General features: G+C 60.5%; 19 protein-coding genes. 16 read left to right on the top strand and 3 right to left on the bottom strand.

The features are described from left to right. Positions 1–35 precede the first annotated feature (35 nt). From J8C05_RS04490 to J8C05_RS04450, 9 genes are all read left to right on the top strand, one after another. Positions 36–641: a hypothetical protein gene (locus J8C05_RS04490; protein WP_211422985.1), complete on the top strand. Its 606-nt coding sequence runs from the start codon at positions 36–38 to the stop codon at positions 639–641. A gap of 211 nt (positions 642–852) precedes the next feature. After that, on the top strand, positions 853–1,788 hold the full coding sequence (locus tag J8C05_RS04485; protein ID WP_211422984.1) for an alpha/beta fold hydrolase: 936 nt from the start codon (positions 853–855) through the stop codon (positions 1,786–1,788). A 42-nt stretch (positions 1,789–1,830) separates the two neighbouring features. Continuing rightward, positions 1,831–2,385 carry a hypothetical protein gene (locus J8C05_RS04480; protein ID WP_211422983.1) on the top strand — a complete coding sequence of 185 codons (555 nt, stop codon included), beginning with the start codon at positions 1,831–1,833 and terminating at the stop codon, positions 2,383–2,385. A gap of 23 nt (positions 2,386–2,408) precedes the next feature. Then, positions 2,409–3,812 (top strand): M20 metallopeptidase family protein, encoded by a 1,404-nt coding sequence (locus tag J8C05_RS04475; protein WP_211422982.1) that lies wholly within the window; start codon positions 2,409–2,411, stop codon positions 3,810–3,812. Between the two features lie 115 nt (positions 3,813–3,927). Then, on the top strand, positions 3,928–4,710 hold the full coding sequence (locus J8C05_RS04470; protein WP_211422981.1) for a hypothetical protein: 783 nt from the start codon (positions 3,928–3,930) through the stop codon (positions 4,708–4,710). 113 nt (positions 4,711–4,823) lie between these two features. After that, positions 4,824–5,423, top strand: a complete 600-nt coding sequence (locus tag J8C05_RS04465) for an NUDIX hydrolase (protein ID WP_211422980.1) — start codon at positions 4,824–4,826, stop codon at positions 5,421–5,423. Between the two features lie 208 nt (positions 5,424–5,631). After that, positions 5,632–7,023 (top strand): DUF512 domain-containing protein, encoded by a 1,392-nt coding sequence (locus J8C05_RS04460; protein WP_211422979.1) that lies wholly within the window; start codon positions 5,632–5,634, stop codon positions 7,021–7,023. Between the two features lie 45 nt (positions 7,024–7,068). Beyond that, on the top strand, positions 7,069–10,776 hold the full coding sequence (locus J8C05_RS04455) for a DUF6079 family protein (protein ID WP_211422978.1): 3,708 nt from the start codon (positions 7,069–7,071) through the stop codon (positions 10,774–10,776). Beyond that, complete coding sequence (locus tag J8C05_RS04450) at positions 10,773–11,375, top strand: LptE family protein (protein ID WP_211422977.1); 603 nt, start codon at positions 10,773–10,775, stop codon at positions 11,373–11,375. The genes J8C05_RS04455 and J8C05_RS04450 overlap by 4 nt, the downstream gene beginning before the upstream one ends. 45 nt (positions 11,376–11,420) lie before the next feature. On the opposite strand, the gene J8C05_RS04445 is transcribed toward J8C05_RS04450, so the two are convergent. Next, positions 11,421–12,521 carry an alpha/beta hydrolase family protein gene (locus tag J8C05_RS04445; RefSeq protein ID WP_211422976.1) on the bottom strand — a complete coding sequence of 367 codons (1,101 nt, stop codon included), beginning with the start codon at positions 12,519–12,521 and terminating at the stop codon, positions 11,421–11,423. 26 nt (positions 12,522–12,547) lie between these two features. Beyond that, entirely contained in the window at positions 12,548–13,360 is an 813-nt protein-coding gene (locus tag J8C05_RS04440) for a helix-turn-helix domain-containing protein (protein WP_211422975.1), read from the bottom strand. Positions 13,361–13,555: 195 nt separating this feature from the next. Here J8C05_RS04440 and J8C05_RS04435 point away from each other — a divergent pair, with 195 nt between their 5' ends. From J8C05_RS04435 to J8C05_RS04405, 7 genes are all read left to right on the top strand, one after another. Further along, positions 13,556–14,089 carry a nitrous oxide reductase accessory protein NosL gene (locus tag J8C05_RS04435; RefSeq protein WP_211422974.1) on the top strand — a complete coding sequence of 178 codons (534 nt, stop codon included), beginning with the start codon at positions 13,556–13,558 and terminating at the stop codon, positions 14,087–14,089. Between the two features lie 22 nt (positions 14,090–14,111). Continuing rightward, positions 14,112–14,672: a Maf family protein gene (locus tag J8C05_RS04430; protein ID WP_211422973.1), complete on the top strand. Its 561-nt coding sequence runs from the start codon at positions 14,112–14,114 to the stop codon at positions 14,670–14,672. Positions 14,673–14,935: 263 nt separating this feature from the next. Further along, a complete protein-coding gene (locus J8C05_RS04425) occupies positions 14,936–16,036 on the top strand; it encodes a hypothetical protein (RefSeq protein WP_211422972.1) in 1,101 nt (366 codons plus the stop codon). Next, the gene (locus tag J8C05_RS04420; RefSeq protein ID WP_211422971.1) at positions 16,029–16,520 is read left to right on the top strand and encodes a QcrA and Rieske domain-containing protein; all 492 of its coding nucleotides are present in this window, start codon (positions 16,029–16,031) and stop codon (positions 16,518–16,520) included. Before J8C05_RS04425 ends, J8C05_RS04420 begins: the two co-directional genes overlap by 8 nt. Then, positions 16,492–17,613 carry a cytochrome b gene (locus tag J8C05_RS04415; protein WP_211422970.1) on the top strand — a complete coding sequence of 374 codons (1,122 nt, stop codon included), beginning with the start codon at positions 16,492–16,494 and terminating at the stop codon, positions 17,611–17,613. The genes J8C05_RS04420 and J8C05_RS04415 overlap by 29 nt, the downstream gene beginning before the upstream one ends. A 19-nt stretch (positions 17,614–17,632) precedes the next feature. Then, positions 17,633–19,084 carry a cytochrome ubiquinol oxidase subunit I gene (locus J8C05_RS04410; RefSeq protein WP_211422969.1) on the top strand — a complete coding sequence of 484 codons (1,452 nt, stop codon included), beginning with the start codon at positions 17,633–17,635 and terminating at the stop codon, positions 19,082–19,084. Positions 19,085–19,262: 178 nt separating this feature from the next. Continuing rightward, positions 19,263–20,888: a hypothetical protein gene (locus J8C05_RS04405; protein ID WP_211422968.1), complete on the top strand. Its 1,626-nt coding sequence runs from the start codon at positions 19,263–19,265 to the stop codon at positions 20,886–20,888. 99 nt (positions 20,889–20,987) lie between these two features. Here the strand turns inward: J8C05_RS04405 and J8C05_RS04400 are convergent, their stop codons facing one another. Further along, entirely contained in the window at positions 20,988–24,059 is a 3,072-nt protein-coding gene (locus J8C05_RS04400; RefSeq protein ID WP_211422967.1) for a TonB-dependent receptor, read from the bottom strand. Positions 24,060–24,139: the final 80 nt, after the last annotated feature.

The following is a 24,139-nucleotide window of genomic DNA, read 5'->3' as shown; positions in this document are numbered from 1 at the left end:
ACAAAAAGTGATATTTTTTGAGTTGGGAGGAAACGATGAAAGAAGAAGATATAATGCGCTATAAAAAAGCGGAGGCCGTGACATTTTCGATACTTCCATCACTCAGCTTCTTCGTTTCTGGTGCTTTTTGCGGTTTCTTTCTTACAGGATTGCCAATGTTGACCTGTGATGATTGGTTCTACTGGGTGGGGGGACGCATTCTCTGGCAGCTCGGCGGGGCAATCTGGTTTGGTATGGTCGTCTTCGATGTCCTTGAGCTGTACGATAGCGCCCTCAAGTCTGCCATCCTGGGTGCTACAGCCGGCACTGTGGTTGGGCTTGCCCTATGTTTCAACGCCGTGCTCGATGTCCTTTACCAGCCTCAGATTTGGAACGGCGAGATAACACAGGTTGAGGTAATGGAGGGAAGAATCTACCGGAAAACAGGATATTCACCCACCATCCATGCGCGCATTGGCGTTCAGACACCAGACGGAAAGCAGCTTCTCAAACTAAGCGGCAGGCAGGCTGGTTTATGGGTGGAAAAGTTTGAAGCCTGTCGCCAACGCGGCGGCAAAATACGGGTTGTGGTGCTGCGGCATCTCGATGTCGTCTTGGACGCCACCTGCCTTGCAAACGAGCGCGAAAAAGCGCCTATGTAGTTCACTGCAACCAGTTTGCGGCCTGCGCGGTGCGGCTGAAGCTACCCCGTGCGCCGTGAAGACGGCAGCCATCGTCAGCCGTGACGTGGACAGGAAAGCTTACGGCGCTGCCCCGGCAGATTCCAAAAAAGGTTGTTCAGAAACGGCGTTTCGGCGCATACTTTGAGCGCCCCACGAACCTTCCTGTTCACCGTTTGTCCTGTTTTTCCCTATGTCTGCCCTGCTTGTGGATGACTTCCCGGCGGAAGCAACGACCGGTACGCCATCAGCGGACGCCACAGAAGAAACCGCCACTGTGGTCGTCACCGAAACGTTCTGGCACTGGCGGCACGGCCGCATCCGGGTCTGGGAAACCGATCCCCACCCTTCCGGCCAGGCCATTGTTCTGCTCCATGGCTACGGCGCCATGGTCGAGCACTGGCGCAAGAACATTCCGGCGCTGGCCGCGGATGCCACCGTGTATGCCCTTGACCTCCTCGGCTTTGGCAAAAGCGACATGCCTGACGTGCACTACAGCGCCTGGCTGTGGGGAGAGCAGGTACGCGATTTTCTCGATGCCCGCCGGCTGGAGAAGGTGACAATCTTTGGTCACTCGATGGGCGGCCTGGTCGCTGCACAGTTCGCCCATGACTATCCTGAGCGGACAGCCGGACTCGTTCTCGTCGATCCAAGTGGCTACCCGCCACGGACGCCCTCTGATGCGCTTTTTCGTATCCTGCGCTTCGCTGCCGAAAACCCGCTGCTCCGCGATGTCTCCTACTGGCTGTTTGCCACACCGGACATCGCCCGGCAGGGCTTGACCTCGGCCTACTTCAACCCGGAAGCCATCACCCCCGACCTGGTTGAAGCCTTCGTGGCCCCCCTCCGGCAACCCGGCGCGAAGTATTCCTACCTGGCGGTAGCCCGTCGCCCGGATGATTTCTTTGTCAAAGCGCCCAACGGTATCCATGCCCCAACCCTTCTGGTCTGGGGCGGACGCGACCGGCTGCTCCCGCCACGCTTGCTCAAACCCTTCCGCGAGCTGATTCCCCATGCGGAATCCGTCGTCATCCCGGATACCGGACACTGCCCCCAGGATGAAACGCCGGTGGCCTTCAACCTGGCCGTACAGCGGTTTCTGCGGATGAATGTTTTTGAACTTGGTTGATTGCAGGTTGCTTTTTCCGTCCCTGCCGTGAGGGCTTTGCTTATGAATGCAACAGCTTCCGTGTTGTACCCCAAGCCAACCACGAAGCCGGTCGCCTATGACCCGGCGCCACGGCGGATTGGCTACGGCACCTGGCTGGGCGTCACTCTGCTGTGGTCGTCGTTTTTCTTTGTGACGGCCCTGGCTGCCCTTCAGCTTGCCGCCGCCCTGCTTCAGATACACCTCAACCTGACCCACCTGGCGCTGGCCTTTGGGCTGCACGTGGGAATGGCCGTTGCCTTGGCGTTCATCATCGGTTTTCTCAACCGGCAACTCGACCCGACCGGTGAAAAGCGCGCCCAGCGCAATGCCGCCATTCAGGCCAAGTATGCCGGCCGGGTGCCCACCTTCGTTTCGCTGCCGGGCAGCCTCGTCTCGGCCTGTCTGTTCTTTGGCACAACGGTATTGGTGATGCAGGTGTCAGGCGCAGCCTTGGGCTGGGCCGTTGTCGGGCTTGGGCTGCTCCTCAACCTGCCGGCGGCGTTTGTCGGCGCATTTCTGACAGGCGTTGTGCTGCGCCGCATTCAGGCGCGGCGCAACCGGCAACCCCAAGGCTGAACTTGGCCAGCCTCGGTTCTCCCATGCGGGTTTACCTTCCAAGACTGGGCCTCATTCTGCTGGGGATGGTGGCGCTGGGTGTTCTCCCGGCGCGGCCGTCCCCGACCTGCTGCTTCTGGAGCGGTTGTTTCTTTCGTCCGGTCACTGCATCTTCTGCCATGCCTTCCTCTCCTCCCGTATCGGCCGCCGTTCTGGCGCGGGATGCGCGCTACGCGGCTGACATCCGCGATCTGACCCCCAAGCTCATCGAAATCCGGCACGACCTGCACCAGCATCCCGAACTCTCGAACCGGGAAGAACGCACCGCCCGCATCGTCGCCGAGCGGTTGCGGGCGTTGGGGCTGGAAGTCCAGACCGGGATTGCCCACCACGGCGTCATTGGTGTACTGCGCGGCGGCAAGCCGGGCAGGGTCATTGCCATCCGCGCGGACATGGACGCCCTGCCCATCGAGGAAATCCGCGACACTCCCTACAAATCGCGGCACGCAGGCGTCATGCACGCCTGCGGCCACGATGTTCACACAACGGTGGCGCTGGGCGTGGCCGAAGTGCTTGCCAGGTACCGCGCCGAACTGCCTGGCACGGTGAAATTCATTTTCCAGCCGGCAGAAGAAGGCCCGCCCCGGGGTGAACGCGGCGGAGCCAAAATGATGCTCGAAGAAGGCGCCTTTGACGCTCCCACGCCGGATGCCATTTTCGGCCTCCACTGCATGCCCACCATTGAAGTCGGCTCCATCGGGTACTGTGAAACCTCCGCCATGGCCAGCGCCGACCGGTTTCTCATCACCATCCGCGGTAAAAAAGTTCACGGCGCTTATCCCCACGAAGGCATTGACGCCATCGTGACGGCAGCAGCGGTCATCGAGCAGTTGCAAACCATTCGGAGCCGGCGGATTGATACCCAGTCGCCCCTAGTGCTCTCCATCGGGAGCATTCACGGCGGCAACCGCTTCAACATTCTGGCCGATGAAGTCCGCATGGAAGGCACCGTGCGTACGCTTGACCCGGACGTACACGCCCGCATCGAGCCGCTGATGCGGCAGATTCTCAAGGGCGTCACGGAAAGCCACGGCGCAAGTTATGAACTCGACTACGAACGCATCGTCCCCGTGACCGTCAACCACGCTCCGCTCGTCGCCCAGATGCTTCCCACCATCCGGCGCATCGTGGGTGAAGGACATCTCGTGCCGACCCGTCCCCAGATGGGAGCAGAGGATTTTTCCTACTTTGCCAACCGCGTGCCGGCCTTTTTCTACTTCCTCGGCGTTGGAAACAAAGCCAAAGGTATCACGGCGATGCTCCACACGCCTGATTTCGATGTGGATGAACAGTGCCTTCCGGTTGGCGTCGCTGTGATGGCAGCCATGGCGACAGACTGGCTTGAAAGCGCAGCCGCAGCCCCATCGCCGGCAGTTCCTGCGAAATAAATGTTTTTCCGGCCTGCCCCAACCAACACGAAGGACACCGGACACATCTTGAGCCACAACACAGGTCGGCTGGCACTGACCTCAAGACTTTGACGACACACAGGATTTCGCACCTATGCAAACACAGGTTCACACCCGCTTTGCCGGTTCAGGTTGGGGGCTGCTGCTCGCGCTGATGTTCCTCCTCCCAACGGTCATCCCAGCGTTTGGAGGACAACGCTTCAACGCCCGCCTTGACAACCTGGCCGGGCAACTTGTCCGCCAGTCGCGGGATGCGGCCGACCGCCTCGAACGCGACTATCGCCGGAGCTTCAACAACAACCGGCGCGACCTCCAGCGGCTCTACCAGGCGCGGATGTTTGTCGCCGGGGCCGAACTCCTGGCGCAGATGACCCGTGAAGGCCGCTCCGAAGCCGAACTGCTCGAAGCCGTTGATTTTCTCCGCAGCCAGGCCAACTTTGAAACGGGCTGGAGCGGTCTGCGCAGCACGCTCGACGACATCAGCCGCGAACTGCGGTTTGGTGGCAGCGGCAATCCCGGCTTCGACCCCGGAGATGGCCGCCAGGGCGGACGCCGCAACAATGGCGACTGGCAGGATGGGCAGGTCAGCGGACGCATGCGATGGTTCGGGCGGGTGGATGATGAAATCTACATTTACGTCCAAGGCGACACTGCCCGGACGCAACTCATCTCCGGGCAACCAACGCTCAACGAACGCTTCACCTTTACGAGTCCCCTTCCCCGGCGGCCACTCACCGTGCGCGTCAACCGCCTGCGCGGCCGCGGACGGGTCGAGGTCTTTCAGCAACCCTCTGCCAACAACAACTTCACAGCCGTCGTTCGCATTGTTGACCGGGGAAGTGGCGCCACGGACATGGAGTTTGAAATGTTCTGGTAGCAGGGTCCGCCACCGGCTTCGCCACCTCCGGCGGAGCGGGCGGCAGACTGACTTGCCGCCTTTCCCGGCGTCGGCCAAGCTGTACAGCAGGACTGCGCCCGGCCACGGAAACCATGCCAACCAACCCCAATCAGCCTGATGTCGGTGCCGTTCGGCTGCTGTCACGCACTTTTTTTCACCGTGGGCGCGTGTTTGAGACTTCGCACGACGCCATTGAGCTGGCTTCCGGCGCGCGGCTCGAGCTCGATGTGATTCACCACCTTGGCGGAGCCGCTGTCCTGCCCCTCTTTGAAAACGACGACGTTGTGCTTATCCGGCAGTATCGCCATCCGGCCGGGCAAGTGTTGCTCGAAGCCCCGGCCGGACGGCTCGAACCGGGCGAAGCGCCAGCAGCGGCTGCGCACCGGGAACTCCGGGAAGAAACCGGCTACCAGGCCTCCACCCTGACGTTCGTGACAAAGTTTTACGCCCTGCCCGGCTACAGCACGGAAATCCTGTACTGTTTCCTTGCCACCGGACTGACTCCGGGCCCGCAAAGCCTGGACACCGATGAGGACATCCGCACAATCCGCCTGCCGTTTGCCGAAGCGCGGAACCTCGTCTATCAGGGGGGCATCGTGGATGCCAAAACCATGATGACCATCCTGCTTGTGGATGCCATGCGCCACGGACAGACGGCTTTTCCGGCCAGTCCAGCACCGGACCGGCGCTGAAACGGCGTTACACCGGGCAGATGTCACCCCGGACGGGAGAGATTCTGCATCCTGGACACGGGAACGATTTGCCGTCGTGACCGCCAGCCGTTAGCCTTTCATGGCTTTGTGCTTCGTAAGCTTGATTCGTAAGCTTGACCGGCGTTGTGCCGCAACAACCGGCACAACCCGCGTATCCCGGCTTTCTGTCCGGTGGGATGCATGACTGATGTACAGCCTGCAATTTGAAACCATTTACCCGATTGTCGAACTCAAGGCCAAAAAAGGCGTCACCGTGACGGAAGTGGACCCGGATGGACTCGGCGCGGCCGTGGGGCTGCGGCCGGGCGACCGCATTCTGGCCGTCAACGGGCGCAAAGTCCGGGATTATCTGGATTTTCAGTTTTATACCGGCTCGGAAGACACCGTGGCACTCACGGTCATTCACCCGGATGGCGCCACCCGCCAGCTTCATGTCGAAGTCGGCGAAGGCGAGATATGGGGACTGGACTTTGAAGCGTTCAAACCCCGGCAGTGTGGCAACGAATGCCTGTTCTGCTTCTGTGAGCAAAACCCGCCGGATGCGCGTCCGTCGCTGTTTTTCCGGGATGAAGACATCCGGCTGTCGTTCCTGCACGGGAACTACACGACGATGACGACGCTCACGGACGAGGAATTCAACCGGATTGTCGAGCAGCGTCTTTCGCCCCAGTATGTCTCCGTCCATGCCACCGACCCCGAAGTGCGGCGGCATCTGCTGGGGCGCAAGCAGGCGGATGACATTCTTGGCACCATGCGGCGGCTGCTGGCCCACGGCATCGAACTGCACGCCCAGGTTGTGCTGTGCCCAACCATCAATGACGGCGATGTGTTGCGCCGTACCATCTATGACCTGGCAGCACTCCATCCCGAAGGGGTGAGTTCGGTGGCCATTGTCCCGCTCGGACTGACAAAGCACCACCGGAAACGCCACCTGCTCGTGGCGCCCACCGACGAATGGGAAGCCGGCATCATCGAACTGGTCACGCCCATCCAGCAGGAACTCAAACGTCGCTACGGGACGAGTTTTGCCTTTCTGGGCGATGAGTTTTACATCCGCGCCGGAGTACCCATTCCCCCGGCGCGCCACTATGGCGACTACCCCCAGATTGAAGACGGGGTGGGCATGGTCCGGCGCTTCATGGACAGCTTCCAGAAGGCCGTGCGGCGGCTGCGGAAACGTCCGCTGCAGGGGCCGTTTCTGCCGGTCACAGTGGCTACTGGCGCCCTGTTTGCTTCACACCTCTCGCGCCTGGCGGAGCAGCTCAATGCGGAGTTCGGCACCCGCCTGCACGTGGTTGCCATTCGGAATGAATACTTCGGCCCCGAAGTCAACGTGTCCGGACTGGTGACGGGCAGCGATCTCATCGCCATGCGGGACCACTTCAAAGGCGAGCATCTGCTTATCCCCAATGAAATGGTGATGGGCGAACGGCATCTGTTCCTCGATAACCTGACGCTGGCGGATGTCCGCCAGCGACTCGGCATGGAAGTCCATCTGGCCGGGATGACGGGTGAAGATTTCGTGGCGGCGGCGCTCCGTACAACCTGTGCCACACCGCCGACAGTGGCACGCTTCTAAAAACGGTTCGATGATGAAGGCATTCTCTGTGTCCTGTGAATAGCCATGTTGCAGAACATCCGCGCCTATCTCGATTATCAGCCAATTGATCCGCTGGTGAATTTCCTGGAGGTCAACCCGGAGCGCATCATCCGGTCCTATCACTTCACCTCGGAACTGTCCCGGCTCACGGCGCGGCTCATCGAGGGCATTGCCGCACCCAAAACCTCCGAAGCCGCCCGACTGATTACGGGCCCCCGGGGCGCCGGAAAAAGCCACACGCTGGCCGTGGTGCGGGCCCTGGCCTGTACGCCCAAGACCCGTCATCTCGTGTCCGGCAACCCACCGCTGGCCAACGCGGTCAAGCGCCTCGAAGGCACGACGTTTTTGCCGGTGTATCTCTCCGGGGCCCCGCTTCTCAACGAAGTGACGGATTTCCCCACGCTGCTGCGCACGGCGCTGGCCAACATCCCCGACACCCCCATTGCGTTTGACGACACGCAGTGGTTTTCCGTCCTCGAAAGCCAGCAGGTTTGCGAACTCCTCGCCAGCAAGCTGTTTCCCGGCATGGCGCTCCTGTTTGTCGTGGATGACATTTCCGATGTCTTCCGCGCGCCCCGGCGGGCCCTGGTGCAGGAAACTCTCGACTGGCTGACGAAACTGGCCGAGAAATCCCGCAGCCTGCCCTTTGCGCTGCTGCTGGCGCTCGATAGTGATGTCACGGCTGCGCATACCGGCACAGCGGCCCGTCTGACAGCGGATTACCAGACGGATACCCTCACGCTGGATAACCTGCGCCGGATCACCGACCAGGCGGTGTTTCGCAAAACCCCCCAGCAACGGGCCGAACTGGCGGCGCTCTACCAGGAAACCCTCAAGGCACTTCCGCGCTTTCACTGGAGCGAAGAAGAATTTTGCAGCCTCTACCCGGTTCACCCGGCCGTGCTGGAAGTCGCCCCCGGACTTTCCACCTACTGCGAAAGTTTTTCCCTGTTCAGTTTCATCAACGGGATCATCGGCGGTGCCCTGCGGCGACGGCCGACGCAGCTCATTTCACTCGATGACCTGTTTGACAAATACGACTTTGAGCTGAAGCGCCACCCGACCCTGTCCCGCGCCGTCGCCGTCTATGACTACCTTTCGACAATGCGGCTTCCGGCACTCAGTTTCGAGCAGCGCATCCCGGCCAAACTCCTGCTCAAGGGGCTGTTTCTCTACTCGCTCGTCGGGCGTTCGGTCAGCGCCGATGAGCTCACCAACGCGATGATGCTGGGTGATATTGGCTACAATCAGGCCACGCTCCTGCTGGACGACCTCTACACCCACAGCGAAGGGCAAATCGTCAAGGAAGGCATCGGGGCGACCTGTCGCTACAGCCTGACCGTCATCGAGCAGTTTGATCCAGAGGCGCGCCTGAAAGTCGCCCTCGCCGAAACCCCCAACGATGACACGCTCGATGCCCTGCTCGTCACGCTGGGCGGCAGTGCGCTGTTTCACGACTTTCCCTTCACCCTCGATGCCCTTTTGCTGAGCGGCGCAAAATCCTACCGCGACGAGTTGACCGTGCCGTGGCGCAACACCGGACGGCGGGGCATCGTCAGCTTTGGGACGCCATCGGAAATCTTCACCAATCCGCCCGTCGGCATCGAACGCAGCGGCGATCTGTTCACACCCTCGGCCATTGTCATTCCGACCGAGGATGAAGCTGACGCCAAGCCGTCCATCACCTACCACTGGGCGGATGAACTCTGCGAATACGACTGGCAACTGTGCATTGAACGCAGCCAGTCGCCGGGCGGGCCCGATGGCAGTACAACCACGCCGAGCCTGCTCTACTGGCGGCCGGCGCCTCTTACCGAAGGCGAGGCCGAAGTTCTCAAGTCGTTGTGGATTGCCTATACGCGGGGCGAAGACGTATTTGGCGATGAAATTGCGGAGCGCGTCGCCGCACTTGAAGCTCAAACCCGCACGCTGTTTCTGCGCCACTACGTCGAAGAGGGCGAACTGCTGTCCGCCAATGGCGACAGTTACCGTCTGGCGCAACTGTTCCCCGGCGGGCTTCCCCGTACGTTCAGCGAGTTTCTCAGCACGGTCATCCGCAAGCCTCTTGACCTCCGGTTTCCGGCCCATCCGGTCTTTCCGGCCCCGCTGACGGAACGCGAGACGAAACGGCTGGTGCTGGGTCTGCTGGGCGGACTGAATCCGACGGACCCCACCGTACAGGAAATGGCGCGGCACTTTGCGCTGCCCTTTCACATTGTCATCGAGCGGGAAGGACTCTACCAGCTCGCCATGGACCGCGACGAGGCGCTGGGCGAACCGTGCATCAGCGAGGTCTTGCGGCTGGTTGAAGCGGCCGGCTCAGATGCCGTCCCGGTTCAGGTGGTGTACCAGACGCTGCGCCGTGAGCCTTATGGATTGCTCGAACCGGCCCAGCAAACCGTCATGATGGCGCTCATCGCCGGCTGGCGCATCGAGCTGGTGGATGTTTCCGGGCTGCGGATTTTCACGGCCGCTGAACTCACCCAGGATGTGAGTTTCCGGCAGTATGGGTCCGTCCGCCGTACGGCGGCGATTACCTACTCGTCAGAAACCCTCTCCGAATGGTGTCGGCTGCTGACCGAACGCTTTGACCTGCCGGATTTGGCTACCGACCGGAAGCAGGTACGGGAAAGTCTGGCGCAGTGGTACCAGAAATGGCTCAACTACCGGCTGACGGAACGGTTTGCCGCGCTGCCGCCAGAAATGCTGACGACGCGCACCTGGCAGCTCATCATCACCTGCAAACGCTACTTTGAAACCACGGCGGCGGCTGTCGAAGCCGTATTGTTCGAGCGCATTTCGCTGGAGATGGGGCTGGCGCGCATTGTGGACATTTTTGCCGCCAACCCGACGATCTATCAGCGGGCCGTCATTGACCTGCGCGTTCTGGTGGAGTTTCTCGACTGGCTGCCGTTCTACGTCATGGCCAAGGCATACACGCTCAGCGCCCTGCCGGCAGCCGATGCCGACGCGCGCAATGCGCGGCGCGAGTTGGGTAACTTTTTCGAGCATCCACACCGGCTGCTCGACGAAGACAAACGGTTGCGCTTTGAGCAGGTTTTTGAACGCTTCAAGAAGCACTACATCGAGGACTGCATCGCCCGCGACGAACAGGCCACGAAAAACCTTGACCTCTCCCCGCTGACGGAGTTTCTGGGCAGCCCGACCTGGCGGCTGTTCGAGACCCTGTCCCGCCTGACCATTGCCGACCGGCAGTATGCCGCCCGCGCCAACCGCATGCTTTCGGACATCAGCGCCCGGCGGCGCAACCTGCACCTGCGCGAGTTTCTCGACCACCAGCCACTGGTCAGCGGCCTCATCCAGCGCCGGTTCATGCCGCCCCTCTCCAGACAGCTTGAACAGCTCAAAACGACGGTCCATCAGGCGCTTCAGCACTTCCGCCAGTGTGTGACGCAAAACCGGAGCCTCATTCAGCAGGGGCTGCGGACGCTGGGACTGGCCGAGCCGGAAGAGCGGCTTGTCACGGCGACACTGGCGGCGCTGTCCTCTTCGACTCCGGTAACGGAGCTGGTCATCGCGCCGGAAACCATTGATGTCATCAACGCGGCACTGATGGCCGGCAGTCCGGTGGTTCCGGTTCCGGTGCCGCTTCCCTTTGCGCCGGGAGAATCCGCCACCAAGGCCGATCTGGCGGCCCGGTTTGCCGAGTGGCTGGCCGGACTGCCGGACGACACCGTCATTACCTTTGATGGTCAGGAATCCACCTTATGATGACACGCTTCACCGTCCCAAACCGCCCAACATCCGCCGAATATGCCACCGTCTGTCTTCAACCAGTCCGCCGGTGGGGCCGGCCGCTGGTGGTCTGGCTTTTGCTGTTGGGCTGTGTCGGAGCGGGACCCTGCGGCTACCGCCGGCTGGATACCGGGGGCGCTTTTCCACCGGAAGTCAAAACCCTTGCGGTTCAGCCCTTTACCAACCAGACGCTGCGCTACCGGGTCGAGCAGCGGTTCACCCAGGCCGTTATCGAGGAAATTCTGCGCCGCCGGCTGCCCGTTGTCCTGACCAATCAGCCGGAGCAGTCCGACGCCGTGCTTTCCGGCGACATCCTCGCGGTGACGACCGGCCAGGCGCTGGTGGACAATCGCGGCACGGTGCGGCTGTTCCAGGTGGCGATCCGTTCGCGCGTCACCCTCCGCGACCAGACCCGCAACCGGGTGCTGTTTGACCAACCCAACCTCGAATTTCGCGGCGAATACGAGTTTTCTTCCGATCCACGCTCGTTCTTCAACGAAGAAGACCCGGCGGTGGAGCGTCTGGCCCGCGATTTTGCGCGCAGCGTCGTCACCACCATGCTGGAACGGTTCTGAACGCGATGCTGAACGGGCAGACGGGCAGACAGGCGGGTGGCGCAACTAACGAAGGTGATGCGCCAGGGCCAGAAATTCGCGCAGAAACTGTGCCACTTCGAGCTTTTCGGCCGGCGTGGCGGTGGCGGCCACTTCCACATGCCCGATGGCCGGGCTGATCAGAACGCGGCAACGCCCCCCCAGTCCCCGCGCCAGCCACTGGGTTTCGGAACAGGGCACGACGGCATCGTGCGCCCCGTGCACGAGAAACACCGGACACCGTACCCGGGCCAGTACGTCATGCGGAGAAACGCTGCGCAGCGCCGCGCGCCGCTGTGCGAGCTGCCGTCGCAGCACCGGCAGGACGGCTGTACCGTTGCCGCCCCATAGTGCCTGCAGGGTGGCTTTTCCCTCCGGCGACAACCGTTCCGCCTGCTCACGGGCTTTGTCCGTCTCCCCCCACAGCCAGTACCGCAGGGCTGCCCGTCCGGGTTCGACCTCCGCCGGCGCAAACAGCGCAGCAGCGTACTCATAGGCAAACAGCAGGACGCCATAGGGATCGGCCGGCATCCGGAGTGTCTCGCCACCGGGCGTCGGGATTTCATTCGTCAGCAGGAAGTTGGCCACCCGCTCCAGATCGTCGTGGGCGCCAACGGCGAGGACGTAGCCAATGCTGGGGGCAAAGCGCCGGTCAGCGGCTGTCACCAGGCAGAGTCCGCCGGCAAAGGACAGGCCCATGACGCCTACCCGCCGGTGGGTCTGCCGGTGGAGCGCCTCCGCCGACCACCCAATCAGCTCCACAGCGCTCTTTTCAATGCGGTAATCGGCCAGCGAAGGCACGTGGGGCGTCAGCACCAGCAAGCCTGTCGCCGCCAGCGCCTGTGCAAAGGCTTTCAGCCGGGCTTCATCCATGCCGTCCTTGTGAATGCCATGCACCAGCACGAGCGCCGGCACATCGGACAGCCCTTCAGGCCGGTACAGGCGCGCCTGCACGGAACCTGACCGGGTGGGGAACGTCGTCGCCTCGGAGGCGACCGGATATCTGGCCAGCCAGCCAAGCTCCTGCCGGGCAGCGTATGTGGCTACCGCCGCCACCCGTGCATCACTGATGCCCCATAGCAGGCCTAGCCAGCACAGGTGGATGACCCAGCGCAGGGGCTTTCGCAACGTATTTCGTTCCGCGTGTGAACGGATCATTGCATGTTGGCAGCGGGGTGGAGCTGCCCCATCAATCCGGTTTCGACGGTACTCGGCGTGATGACGGCGCGCCTGACCGTGATGCCATCCCGTGAAGGGAGTTCGAGGGGGCGACCGTTGACCGTCACGGATACCGCCTGCCGCGCCCCAAGCGAAAGCACGATTTTTTCCTTGGCGCGATAGAGCCGTACGTCATCCGGCAGCAGGATGAACTCCTCCTGCTTGCCGCTGTCCACCTGGATTCTGGTCCAGCACTTCCCAGTGGCGCGCAACTCCAAAACCAGTTCATCGGCAGGTGACGGCAATGCCGGTGCGGGCGACGGAGCCGGTGCCGTCGCGGTGGCTGGAGGCGGCTCGGCGCCTGGGGCGGGCGGCGTCTGGGGCGAAGAAGTCTTCTGCGACGAAAGCAATGGGTAGCTGAGGAACTTCCACCAGCCGGGAAAAGCATAGGAAGTGCCGGCAACGACGATGACCACTACGGAGAGGGTCAACGTCAGCAACAGGGCATTGCCGGTTTTGGGTGGCGGAAGGAACTCCGGCGTGCGGCTGACTTCCTCATCCGTCGGAATCCGTGGACTGCCCGACTGCCGTTCATAAAGCTGCAGGGCACGGTCCTCGTCATAACCGATTGCCCGCGAGAGCTGGCGGATGAAAGACCGGTTGTACAGTTCGCCCGGCAACTCCCGATAGTCGTCGCGCTCAATGGCATGCAAAAAACGAATGGCAATGTTCGTCACCCGTGAGATTTCTTCAAGTGACTTGCCACGCGCTTCGCGCTGCTGCCTGAGTTCCTGTCCCAGCGTTGCCATGGCGGAGTCCTGCTCTGGGCTTGAAAAGCTAAGTGCCGGGCTTTTTTGTCGCAAGCATTTGTGTCATTTAAGCGAATCATGCCCCTGATTACGCCTATTTCTGATGATGGTAGTCATGCGGCGCGGCGACTGTCAAATCAGCCGTCACCCAGGCAGCCGATGCGTTGCAGTCACTTTGAACCGAGGAGCTACGTCATGAAGCCTGACGGAACAACGGACAAGACACGCCGCCACCTGTTGCAAACCCTTCCCGTCCTGCTGGGCCTGTTGCTGACCGGTTGCCAACCGGGCTCCCCCCCCAGCCAGCCAGCAGCGGCTCAGCCAACGGCGCGCCCGGATAACAAACCGTCACCACCTGCCTGCCCCATCTGTGGTATGCCGGTCATCCGGGAGGAAAGCGAAAACTTCTTTGAAGCGACCATCCCCAATCAACCCCCTGTCCTGCTTTGTTCGGCCGTGTGCGCGGTTGTTTACACCGACCGCCATCCCGAAGTGACGCGCCTGGATGTGTTCGACTACCAGCGCCGGACCCTCGTCCCGGCCCAGACGGCGTTTCACCTCTACGAATCCAAACTCGAAGTTCGGGCGGCCATGCCCCCCGTCACGGCCTCTTTTGCCGTTCGGAGTGACGCCGAAACGGCCCGGAAAGCCCACAGCGGACGGGTTCTGACCTGGGAAGAGCTGCGGCGCGCCATTCGTCAGACCAACTACTACAAAACCTCCCCCTGACAACGTTTTCCCGGTGCATCCCATGAAGTTCATTCTGGCTTCGGCTTCTCCCCGGCGCATCGAGTTGCTCACGCTGGCGGGCTATACGTTTGAAGTCTGTCCCACCGATGCCGACGAGACGCCGGATGCACGCGAGACCCCGGCGGAGTACGTCCAGCGGGTGGCCCTGGTCAAAGCCAAAGCCGTGCCCATCTCCGAACCGGCGCTCATCCTGGGCGCGGATACCACCGTTGTCCTCGACGGGCAGCTTCTCGGCAAGCCAGCCGATGCCGAGGCTGCGGCCCGGATGCTGCGCTGCCTGAGCGGACGCCAGCACGAAGTCCTGACCGGTGTGGCCCTGCGCCGGACGCCGGATGAACGGTGTCTCGTCACCTACGAACGCACCGTTGTGACCTTCGATGATCTCTCCGAAGACTGGATTGCGGATTACATCGCCTCTGGTGAACCCTTCGGCAAGGCCGGCGCTTACGCCATCCAGGGGCGGGCCGGCACGCGCATTACCCACATCGAAGGCAACTACCAGAATGTCGTCGGGCTGCCGGTCAGCACAGTCAACCGGCTGCTGGCAGCCATGCACTCCTGAAACGACACACCTGAATCAGCCTGCGCTTCCGGTGGCCCTTCCTGCACCCGATCCACAGACAGGGCGGACTACCGTTCTGCCACACATGTTTCCAGGCAACGGCCAGAAGAAGTGGCTTTGTTTTTTTGACTTGGCATAGCCTGAATTGTACGTTGGTTCACGAAAGGTCATTCCCCCTTGCTGTCGCGGCAGCCTTCACCCCCCTATGTATCCGCAGGTGAACGTCCCCAAGCGTTCTTCTCTTTCTGTCGAGGAGACACTGCATGCCGTTTCCAACGCTTGATCCCATCCCCCTGCCGGCCCCGGTATGGCTGTTCAAGGTACTGCACATCGTCACCCTGTCACTGCATTTTGTGACGATTTACCTCATGGTCGGCGGCCTGACGCTGGCTGCGCTGTGGAACTTCCGCAGCCGAAACGACGCTGACACCCCGCTGTATGGCGCTTCGGCCGATCTGGCCCACCGGCTGCCCGTGGTGATGACCTACCTGGTCAACCTGGGTATCCCGCCGTTGCTGTTTGCGCAGGTTTTGTATGGGCGCGCCCTTTACACAAGCAGCATTCTCATTGGTGTTTACTGGCTGGCCGTCATTTTTATTCTTACGGCAGCTTACTACCTGCTCTATGTAGCGGCCCGCCGGGCGGACCAGCGGCGCACCTTCTGGTGGTTGAGCCTGCTGTCACTGGTTGGTGTGACCTACATCGGACGCATCTACGCCACCAACCTCACCCTGATGCTCCGGCCCGAGGTCTGGCTGGAGCTGTACCGCGCTGACCCGCTTGGTGCGCAGCTCCCGACCGGCGACCCGACGACGCTGCCCCGTTTCCTCTTCATGATGCTGACGTCCTTTGCCGTCACTGGCGCGGCGCTGCTGGTGCTGGCGCAGTTTGGCCAGGCTGAAACGGATGTCCGGGCACTGCTCCACCGTTGGGGAAGCTGGCTTGCCGGGCTGGGTGGACTGCTGGCGATAGGTACAGGCGTTTGGGTTCATGCGACCCAACCGGCGGTTGTCAAAGCCGCCCTGGCTGACCATGCCTTTTACGCCTGGAGCCTGCCGGGCTTTCTGGCCTGTGCCGGACTGTTGGCCCTGTTTGGGTTCCTGTCCTTGAAAGTAACGGGTTGGATACCTGCCATTGGCGCGGCCGCCACCGGCTTCCTGGCCACGGTCATGGCGGTCATCGCCCGGGATGGAATTCGTGACCTGACCCTGCTCGCCAAGGGTTTTGATGTCTGGCAGCAGCCGGTCGCCGCCAACTGGCAAGTCGTCGTGCTCTTTCTTGTGCTGTTCGTCGCCGGACTTGGCGCGATTGGATGGATGATCCACGTACTGGCCAAAGCCAAAGGAGTTGCCCGCCATGCCTGATGTGCCTGCCACGGAACACACCCTGGAACAGACTGAAGTCGCCACGGATGCCACCCGCCGTACCTTTGTCGCCCTTGGCATCGGGGCGCTGGGCGCCTGTTATGCCGGACTTATCGGCTATCCGGTGTACCAGTATCTCGCCACACCGGCCCGCAAGGCCGCCGCTCAAGGGGCGGTGACGCAGGCCGTCCTGGATGGGGCGGACAAACTTCCGCCGGGTTCTTCCCTGATGTTCAAGTTCGGAACGACGCCCGCCATGCTCATTCACCACACGGACGGCAGTTGGGTCGCACTGGGCGCGGTCTGTACGCACCTGGCCTGTACGGTGAGTTATGAGCCGGAACAATCCCGGATTTACTGCGCCTGCCACGGCGGAGTGTATGACCCGAAGACGGGTCAGAACGTCGCCGGCCCACCCCCCAAACCCCTGACCCGCTACAGTGTGGAGGTTCAAGATGGACGCATCGTGGTCACCAAAGCCTGATGTGACGCGCCCCCGCTCGCTCACCACCGCCGTTTACGAGTGGGTGGACGAACGGCTGGGACTGGAAGAAATCCTGGCGCTGGCGCGCAAGAAAACCGTCCCCGACCACAAGCATTCGTTTTGGTACTACTGGGGCGGCATTTCCCTGTTTTTCTTCTTCGTACAGGTTTTCAGCGGCGTCCTGCTGCTGGTCTATTACCGGCCCGGCGCGGAGGCGTATGAATCCGTCCGCCAGATTACCTACGACATCCAGTTCGGGTGGCTCATCCGCTCGGCGCACTCGTGGTCGGCGAACCTCATGGTGTTTGCCGTCTTCGTGCACATGTTTTCGGTCTATTTCATGAAGGCTTACCGCAAGCCCCGCGAGTTTGGCTGGTGGAGCGGCATGGCCCTGCTGGCCCTGACACTGCTGTTTGGTTTCAGTGGCTATCTGCTCCCGATGGATGACCTGGCCTACTTTGCCACCAAAGTCGGGCTGGAAATCCCGGCCGCCCTGCCGCTGGTGGGCACCTTCCTGACGGACATCGTCCGCGGCGGCCCCGAAGTGAGCGAAACGACCATCCAGCGGTTCTTTGCCCTGCACGTCGTCATCCTGCCGCTCATCTACCTGCCCATCCTGGCCTTTCACCTGTGGCTCGTGCAGAAGCACGGCAATGCCCTGCCGCCCAGTGAAGAAGCCAAGCCGGAAAGCGAACGGCGGACGATTCCCTTCTTCCCCGATTTCTTCTCGCTCGATTTGGGTATGTGGCTCATTGCCCTCAACGTGCTTTCGATTCTGGCATCGTTGTATCCGTGGCAGTTGGGGCCGCAGGCCGACCCACTGGCCCCGGCGCCGGTGGGGATTCACCCGGAATGGTACTTCATGAGCCAGTTTCAGGTGCTCAAGGTCTTCGGGCGCTGGTTTCCCGGTGCAGCCGGTGAGGCGCTGGGTATTTCCCTCTTTACCCTCGCCATTGTCATCTGGGCTGCGATTCCACTGTTTGACACCCGCACCGCCAGCGGACGGCGGGCGCAGATGGCGACGTATTTTGGCTACTTTGCCCTGCTGGGCATGATTGTCTTCAGCATCTGGGGCTATCTCGACCTCAAGTAACCCCTTGGAGCCTTGCGTTATGAACTATCCATTCTGGGATGTTCCCTTTCTTGGTAGCGGCTGGATCATCGGCCTCATTGCCATCTTTCACGTCATGATTTCGCACTTTGCCGTGGGCGGAGGCTTCTACCTGCCGATGGCCGAAGCCAAGGCGCTGCGGGAAGGACGCGAAGACTGGCTGCGCACACTGCGCGACCATGCCCGGTTCTTCATCATTCTGACCGGTGTATTTGGCGCGGTGTCAGGCGTGGGCATCTGGTTTGCCATCGGGCTGGCGCACCCCGAATCCACCAGCACGCTCATCCACAACTTTGTTTTCGGTTGGGCGATTGAGTGGGTGTTCTTCATCGTCGAGCTGACGGCAGCCGCCGTGTACTACTACGGCTGGGACAAGCTTCCCCGCCGCACCCACCTCATCGTGGGCTGGATTTATGCCTTCTGCGCGTGGATGAGTCTGGTCATCATCAACGGCATCCTGACCTTCATGCTCACGCCCGGCGCGACCTGGCTGGGTGCTGCCGGCACGGGACAGGAGGCGGCCTATTTCTGGCAGGCGTTTTTCAACCCGACTTACTTCCCCAGTCTCGTGCTGCGGACGCTGGTGTGCATCTCCATGGCTGGGGTGTATGCCCTCATCACCGCCAGCCGGATTGATCCAATTGCCGAACCGCAGCTCAAGGATGAACTCATCCGCTGGTCGGCGAAGTGGCTCCTGCCCTCGTTCATCCTCGTGCCGATCTGCTTCTTCTGGTACTTGGCCAGTGTGCCGGAATCCCAGCGCGCCCTGCTCAATCTGGGCATCTCCACCATCGGACAGGGCACGTTCACGCAGGTAACGCGCGCCGCCACGGTTGTCGTCATGACCTCGGCGACCATTCTGGCCTTTGTGTACTTTTCGGCCTGGCGCAACTCACGGCACTTCAACCTGGGACGCGCGCTGTGTGTCCTGTTTCTGGCCTTTGCCGCCACGGCCTCGGCCGAGCACTCGCGGGAAATGCTGCGTAAGCCGTTCGTCATTGGCGAGCACATGTACTCAAACGGCATCCGCAAGCAGGAAGTCGAGCGCTTCAACCGCGAAGGCTATCTGGCGAATTCGATGTGGCTGAAAACCGATGCGCCGCCGGTCTCCCTGCGGCAGGTGGCCTTTGGACGTGAGATTGAGCCGGAGACGACGGCCAACCTGGCACGCGGTGAACTCATGTTTCGCGGGCAGTGTCTGGCGTGCCATACGGTCGAGGGCTACCGCCCCATGGCACGCCTGCTTCAGGGACGCGACCGCCAGGCCATCAGTGCCTTTCTGAAAACACTTCACGAAAACAAGCCGGATTCACCCTACCGGAGCTACATGCCGCCACTGGTTGGGACGCCGGATGAAGTCGAGGCCCTGACGGACTACCTCGATGCCATCCTCAACCACAACGTCAAAACCCGCTCCGGCCACATTGCCCAGGCCGGCAAAACCAACTTCTGACGCAGTACCGGAGCCGTTGCCTGTGACTTCAGCCGCCGGTGGGCTGCCTTGGCCCACCGGCTTTTTGTTGCCGTGAACGGAAGCAACCCCTCGGCTTTCTTGAACACCTGTAGCCCACCAAGATAGATAGCTTTCAGCCGCCCACGCCACAACTTTCCGCCCCCAAGGACACTTCACCATGCGAGCTTTTCTGGCACCTGTCATGGCCAGCCTCCTCGTAACGCCGGCGACCGCCCAAATGACACCCTTCCCTGCCACCCGCCTGAAACCCACCACGGTGGCGGCCTTCAAAAACGGACTGGCTTTCTTCATCTGTCAGGGTCAGGCCGAAACCAGCCAGGGGGCCGGCTATTTGACGCATATCCCCCCGGCGGCGCTGGGGACGCTCTGGGTAGCGCCGACACAAGCCGATCTCACACTCGATGAACTGCTGGCCACGGAAATTCCGGCCGGCCAGATCACGGAAGTGCGTCCGGTGGCATCCACCTCCGATCTCCTTCGCGCCAACCTCGGAAAACGGGTTTTGCTGACACTGGACAGCGGGAAGGAACTGTCGGGCGTGGTGCGCGCCTTTGGCCCCAACCCGGCCGCCTCCCCACTCTATCTCGAAACCGGCGAAGGCTCAGGCAGGACCTACCTGGTGTTCCGGGAACAGGATGTCAAACAGGTTGTCTTCTATGAACTTCCGGCAGCGCGCCTCGAAGTCCCACGCCTGCCGGAAGGCACAAGCAGCGGGAAACAGCCGGTTCTGCGCTTCCGCACGAAAGGCGCCAGCGGCCCGGTTGGTCTTTCAATGGGATACCTCCGGGGTGGTTTCGGCTGGACGCCGGCTTACCGTATCACCCTTGAAGATGACAAAACCGCCACCATTGCCATGCAGGCCGTGGTCATCAACGACGCGGAAGACCTTGAACAGGCCGAGGTCTTTTTCGTTGTCGGCTTTCCCAACTTCACCTTTGCCCAGGTCGTTTCCCCGCTGTCCCTGCAACAATCGCTGACCGGCTTCCTGTCCAGCCTGATGAATCGCCAGACGGATGAGAACGGAAATGTCATGTCGAATGCCATCATGGTGCAGCGGCCGGCCGGTTATCGCCCCCGTCCCGATGCGGACGATGACAGTGCCATTGGTGGCGCAATTGAAGGTGCCGCCCAATCCGAAGAAGACCTGTTTCTCTACGGCCGTCAGAATGTCACCCTTGCGAAGGGCGAACGGGCGGCCTATCAGGTCTTTTCGGGGCGTGTCAGCTACGAGCACCTGTACGAATGGGAAGCCACGGACACGCCACCCGTTGTGACCTACCGGCCGCGCCCGACGCCCAAGGACCCGACCGAGCCGGTCTGGCACGTCATCCGTCTGTCCAACACGCTCAAGCTGCCGTGGACGACCGCCCCGGCACTGGTGCTCAGCGGGCAGCAGCCTCTGGCTCAGGAAATCCTGGACTACACACCGGCCGGGGCCGTGACCAATCTCCGTCTGACGGTCGCCACGGACATCCGCACCCAGCGTCAGGAGCAGGAAGTCAAACGTGAAAATGATGCTGTCACCATCAACCGCACGACCTACAGTGTCGTCACCGTACAGGGCACCCTCAAGCTCAGGAATTACAAGTCAAAGGACGTGCAGATGGTCGTCCGCCGGGAGGTTGCAGGCGAGGTACTGACGACCACCCCGAACGCGAAGGTCGAGCGGACGACCGAGGCCATTCAGACCGTCAACCCGACCTCGAAATTGACCTGGGAATTTCCGTTGAAAGCCGGTGAAGAAGTCACCCTGACCTACCGCTACAAGGTGCTTGTCAGCTAGCGGCGGGGTTTTCAACCTCGGCCGGCATTCCATCCAGGTGACGGGCATCCGTCGCCTGGATGGAAGCCCAAAGCTCATCCGGTTCAGGAAGCAAACACATCAAAACACAAACTTGGCCGCAAGCTGTATGACCCGTGGGGCAACGCCTGGTCCATTGACCGAACGAAAATCGGCCCGTGGAGTCAGCGTCGGCACACCACCTGGTGTCGCAAAGGAAAACTGGTTGACCTGTACCGCTGACTGGTTGAAGCGATTGAACAGATTGAAGGCTTCGGCAATGAGTTCAATCCGGTACCGCTCAGTGACGGGAATCGTGCGGGTCAGCCGTAAATCGAACGATACAAAGGCTTTACGCCGAAATGTATTGCGCCCGACAAAGGGGGCCCGATCGTTACCAGGCGTGCCGTCGCCATTCAGGTCGCCACCTGCCAACGCTGAAAAAGGACTCCCTGAAGTGGCTGTCACAATCCCGCTCAGTTGAAAGCCATCCAGCAAAAGGCGGGCGGGCCGGTTTTGCAGATTGCGGGCGTAAGCCAAATCCCAAACGTAACTCAGAACAAACCGGTGGGGTATATCCACATCAGCCCGCGCCCGCTCGGTGCGAATGTTGAGTGGGTCAGCCACCAGGCGGCTGGTATCTCCACCCCCAGCGGTCACGATGGTTTGGTCTGGTCGGTTGTCAATTGCCTTTGACCAGGTGTAAGCCAGCAGGAACTGGAAGTTCTGGCTAAACCGCTTTGTCAGTTGTAATGCCAGTGCGTGATAGACCGAATCACCCGTGTTTTCAAACTGAAACAGGCGTCCATAGCTCACGTTTGTACCCGGCGGAGTGGGAAGAAAGTTCGTCAATCTGGCGGTTACATTCGAGCCGGGCGCAAGGACGTAGCGGGGAATAATGACCGGGGTTCGACCTGCGACATTGACGGTAATCGGGATTGGCTGGCGCAGGTTGATGTCGCGGGTTCTGGTCAACCGGATACCCCGTGTGAACAGGTAGGAGACCGAGAGCGACAGATCGCGGGTCAGCTCACGCTCAACCCCTAGGCTCGCCTGGTGAACCATGGGATCAACATAACCAGGTGAAAAGAAAAACAGTTGCAGCGCAGGTGGGGTGACACCGGACGGTGGTGCGGCAAAGGTGTTTGGATAGGTGAGTCCGGTCGTTGCCAGTTGAGCTTGCGTAAATTGCAGCGTCCTCACACTCAGACCGTTCTGGGTGTGCGCCGTACCGGTCACGATACTTGGCGTACGGGCGTAAAAAATCCCGTACCCTCCGCGCAATACGGTTTTTCCATCTCCAAACAGATTCCAACTGAAGCCGAGACGGGGAGCAAAGTTATTCAGGTCCTGCCTGAGACCGGCAGTACGAATACCAAGTGTCAAGAGCCGCGGATCGTCGTTGAGCACCGGCGGCTCATCCTTGACCTGCGCATCATAGCGAATGCCGTAGTAGAGTTTGAAGCGGTTGGTGATATTCCAGTCGTCCTGTACAAACCAACCATACTCACTCGTATTCGGGAAAGAGCGTGGGCCGTTGGTGTTTGGTCCGGCAAAGGCCTGCTGATAGACAATTGCCGTTGCACCGGCACCGCTTGGACGGCGAAGGGCAAAGTCTTCATAACTGTTGAAGACGTAGCTTCCACCAAAAAAGCCCGGAAAGAAGTTGAAGATTCGATTGAAAATAAAATCGAAACCGGCTTTGTACGTGTGGCGTCCCCGTACATAAGTCAGGGTGTTGGTCACTTGAAAGCGACGCTCGGTTGTTTCACGGGGGCTGAAGTTGTTTCGACCGAAAACGAGCGTGTTCCCGGCCGGACTGTTGATGATGGTTTCCGGCGACGTGCTGTTTGCAGTGCCAAGCTGCTGATCACGCGAAAATCCTATTCTTCCTTCATTGATGAGATTCGGAGTCAGGACAGTCGTGATTTGACCGGTTACGGTATCAGTCGTTGAGTTGGAATTACCGGTTGCACTTACACTGCGAATCTGACCTGAATTTTCCAGGTTCTTTCCCTTGAAGAGTTGGCGGTTGTAGCGCACGGAAAGACGGTTGTCGTTATTGATCTGCCAGTCAACCTTCCCCATGTAAACATCCTGGTTGAAACCTAGCTGGTATGGCGTGGTCTGTTCATTGAGGAATGCGATTGTCCGTTGGGCGACATCCGGGGGAACAGCAGGAGAGAAGGAGGTTGGAATCGGAACGAGTGGTGCGACTACAACCGGGTCGTTTCGCCTTTGTCCGTCGTAGGTAAAAAAGAAAAACAGTTTATCTTTGCGAATAGGTCCACCGACAGACCCACCAAACTGCTGAATTCGCAAATCAGGCTTACGGTTACGTGGGCTGGGCAAGGACCGAATGAACCCGTCGTTGGCATTGAGTGCATTATCCCGGAAAAAATAGAATCCTTCGCCGTGAAACTCATTGGTTCCGGATTTTGTGATAACATTGACAAGCGCCCCGCCTGCCCTTCCAAATTCCGCTGCATAGCTGTTGGTGTTTACCTGAAATTCTTTTACTGAACTTTGGCTGAACTGGTATGGTGCGCGTACACCCGTTCTCCCAAGAGTCTGCCCGAAAAAGGTGTTGTTGTTATCTGCGCCATCAATGAGCAGGCTATTGAATGTGCCGCGCAGTCCTCCAGCAGAATAGTCACCACCGCGTGGATCAACATTGATCCCAGGTGTCAAGCGAATGAAGTCAAGAAAATTTCGCCCATTGACCGGTAAATCCTTCACCGCACGCTCATTGACCGTAGTGGATTGCTGAGTGCGGGCAGTCTCGACAATTGATGAAGAGTCAGCAGTTACGTTGATGGCTTCGCTAACCTGGCTCGTTGAGAGGACAATTTCCACACTGGCTGTTTGTCCAATCAGGACCGTAGCCCGCCGTGTCAATTCAGTAAAACCAGCAGAGCTTACGGTAACATCATAAACTCCGGCGGGAAGGGCTGGAAGGCGAAACGTCCCGTCTTCGCCAGTCGTGGTTTCACGGGTTAGCCCGGTCTCGACGTTTTTGACCTTGACTGCGGCGTTGCCAATGACCGCAGCGGAATCATCCCTGACAACACCACTCAGAGCGCCACCGGTAACATTGGCTTGTCCCCAAACAAGACTGCAAAGAGAGCCTATCCAGAAAGTCATAAAAACTTTCTGCAAAAAATTGGACTTCATACCGAAGCCTCCACGGAAGTTTAATACGCTGTTTTCTGTGCTTACATCGGTTACGTTTCAACCACCTAACTGTGGCGTTA

The organism is Chloracidobacterium sp. N, assembly GCF_018304765.1.
In the GTDB taxonomy this organism is placed as follows: Bacteria; Acidobacteriota; Blastocatellia; order Chloracidobacteriales; family Chloracidobacteriaceae; genus Chloracidobacterium; species Chloracidobacterium aggregatum.
Note: the sequence above shows the minus strand (reverse complement) of the source record. Positions and strands in the feature narration are given on the sequence as shown.

Excerpts from the sequence above, each read along its gene's own strand:
- J8C05_RS04490 (WP_211422985.1), top strand. The coding sequence starts at position 36 with ATGAAAGAAGAAGATATAATGCGCTATAAAAAAGCGGAGGCCGTGACA.
- J8C05_RS04485 (WP_211422984.1), top strand. The coding sequence starts at position 853 with ATGTCTGCCCTGCTTGTGGATGACTTCCCGGCGGAAGCAACGACCGGT.
- J8C05_RS04480 (WP_211422983.1), top strand. The coding sequence starts at position 1,831 with ATGAATGCAACAGCTTCCGTGTTGTACCCCAAGCCAACCACGAAGCCG.
- J8C05_RS04475 (WP_211422982.1), top strand. The coding sequence starts at position 2,409 with ATGCGGGTTTACCTTCCAAGACTGGGCCTCATTCTGCTGGGGATGGTG.
- J8C05_RS04470 (WP_211422981.1), top strand. The coding sequence starts at position 3,928 with ATGCAAACACAGGTTCACACCCGCTTTGCCGGTTCAGGTTGGGGGCTG.
- J8C05_RS04465 (WP_211422980.1), top strand. The coding sequence starts at position 4,824 with ATGCCAACCAACCCCAATCAGCCTGATGTCGGTGCCGTTCGGCTGCTG.
- J8C05_RS04460 (WP_211422979.1), top strand. The coding sequence starts at position 5,632 with ATGTACAGCCTGCAATTTGAAACCATTTACCCGATTGTCGAACTCAAG.
- J8C05_RS04455 (WP_211422978.1), top strand. The coding sequence starts at position 7,069 with ATGTTGCAGAACATCCGCGCCTATCTCGATTATCAGCCAATTGATCCG.
- J8C05_RS04450 (WP_211422977.1), top strand. The coding sequence starts at position 10,773 with ATGATGACACGCTTCACCGTCCCAAACCGCCCAACATCCGCCGAATAT.
- J8C05_RS04440 (WP_211422975.1), bottom strand. The coding sequence starts at position 13,360 with ATGGCAACGCTGGGACAGGAACTCAGGCAGCAGCGCGAAGCGCGTGGC.
- J8C05_RS04435 (WP_211422974.1), top strand. The coding sequence starts at position 13,556 with ATGAAGCCTGACGGAACAACGGACAAGACACGCCGCCACCTGTTGCAA.
- J8C05_RS04430 (WP_211422973.1), top strand. The coding sequence starts at position 14,112 with ATGAAGTTCATTCTGGCTTCGGCTTCTCCCCGGCGCATCGAGTTGCTC.
- J8C05_RS04425 (WP_211422972.1), top strand. The coding sequence starts at position 14,936 with ATGCCGTTTCCAACGCTTGATCCCATCCCCCTGCCGGCCCCGGTATGG.
- J8C05_RS04420 (WP_211422971.1), top strand. The coding sequence starts at position 16,029 with ATGCCTGATGTGCCTGCCACGGAACACACCCTGGAACAGACTGAAGTC.
- J8C05_RS04415 (WP_211422970.1), top strand. The coding sequence starts at position 16,492 with ATGGACGCATCGTGGTCACCAAAGCCTGATGTGACGCGCCCCCGCTCG.
- J8C05_RS04410 (WP_211422969.1), top strand. The coding sequence starts at position 17,633 with ATGAACTATCCATTCTGGGATGTTCCCTTTCTTGGTAGCGGCTGGATC.
- J8C05_RS04405 (WP_211422968.1), top strand. The coding sequence starts at position 19,263 with ATGCGAGCTTTTCTGGCACCTGTCATGGCCAGCCTCCTCGTAACGCCG.
- J8C05_RS04400 (WP_211422967.1), bottom strand. The coding sequence starts at position 24,059 with ATGAAGTCCAATTTTTTGCAGAAAGTTTTTATGACTTTCTGGATAGGC.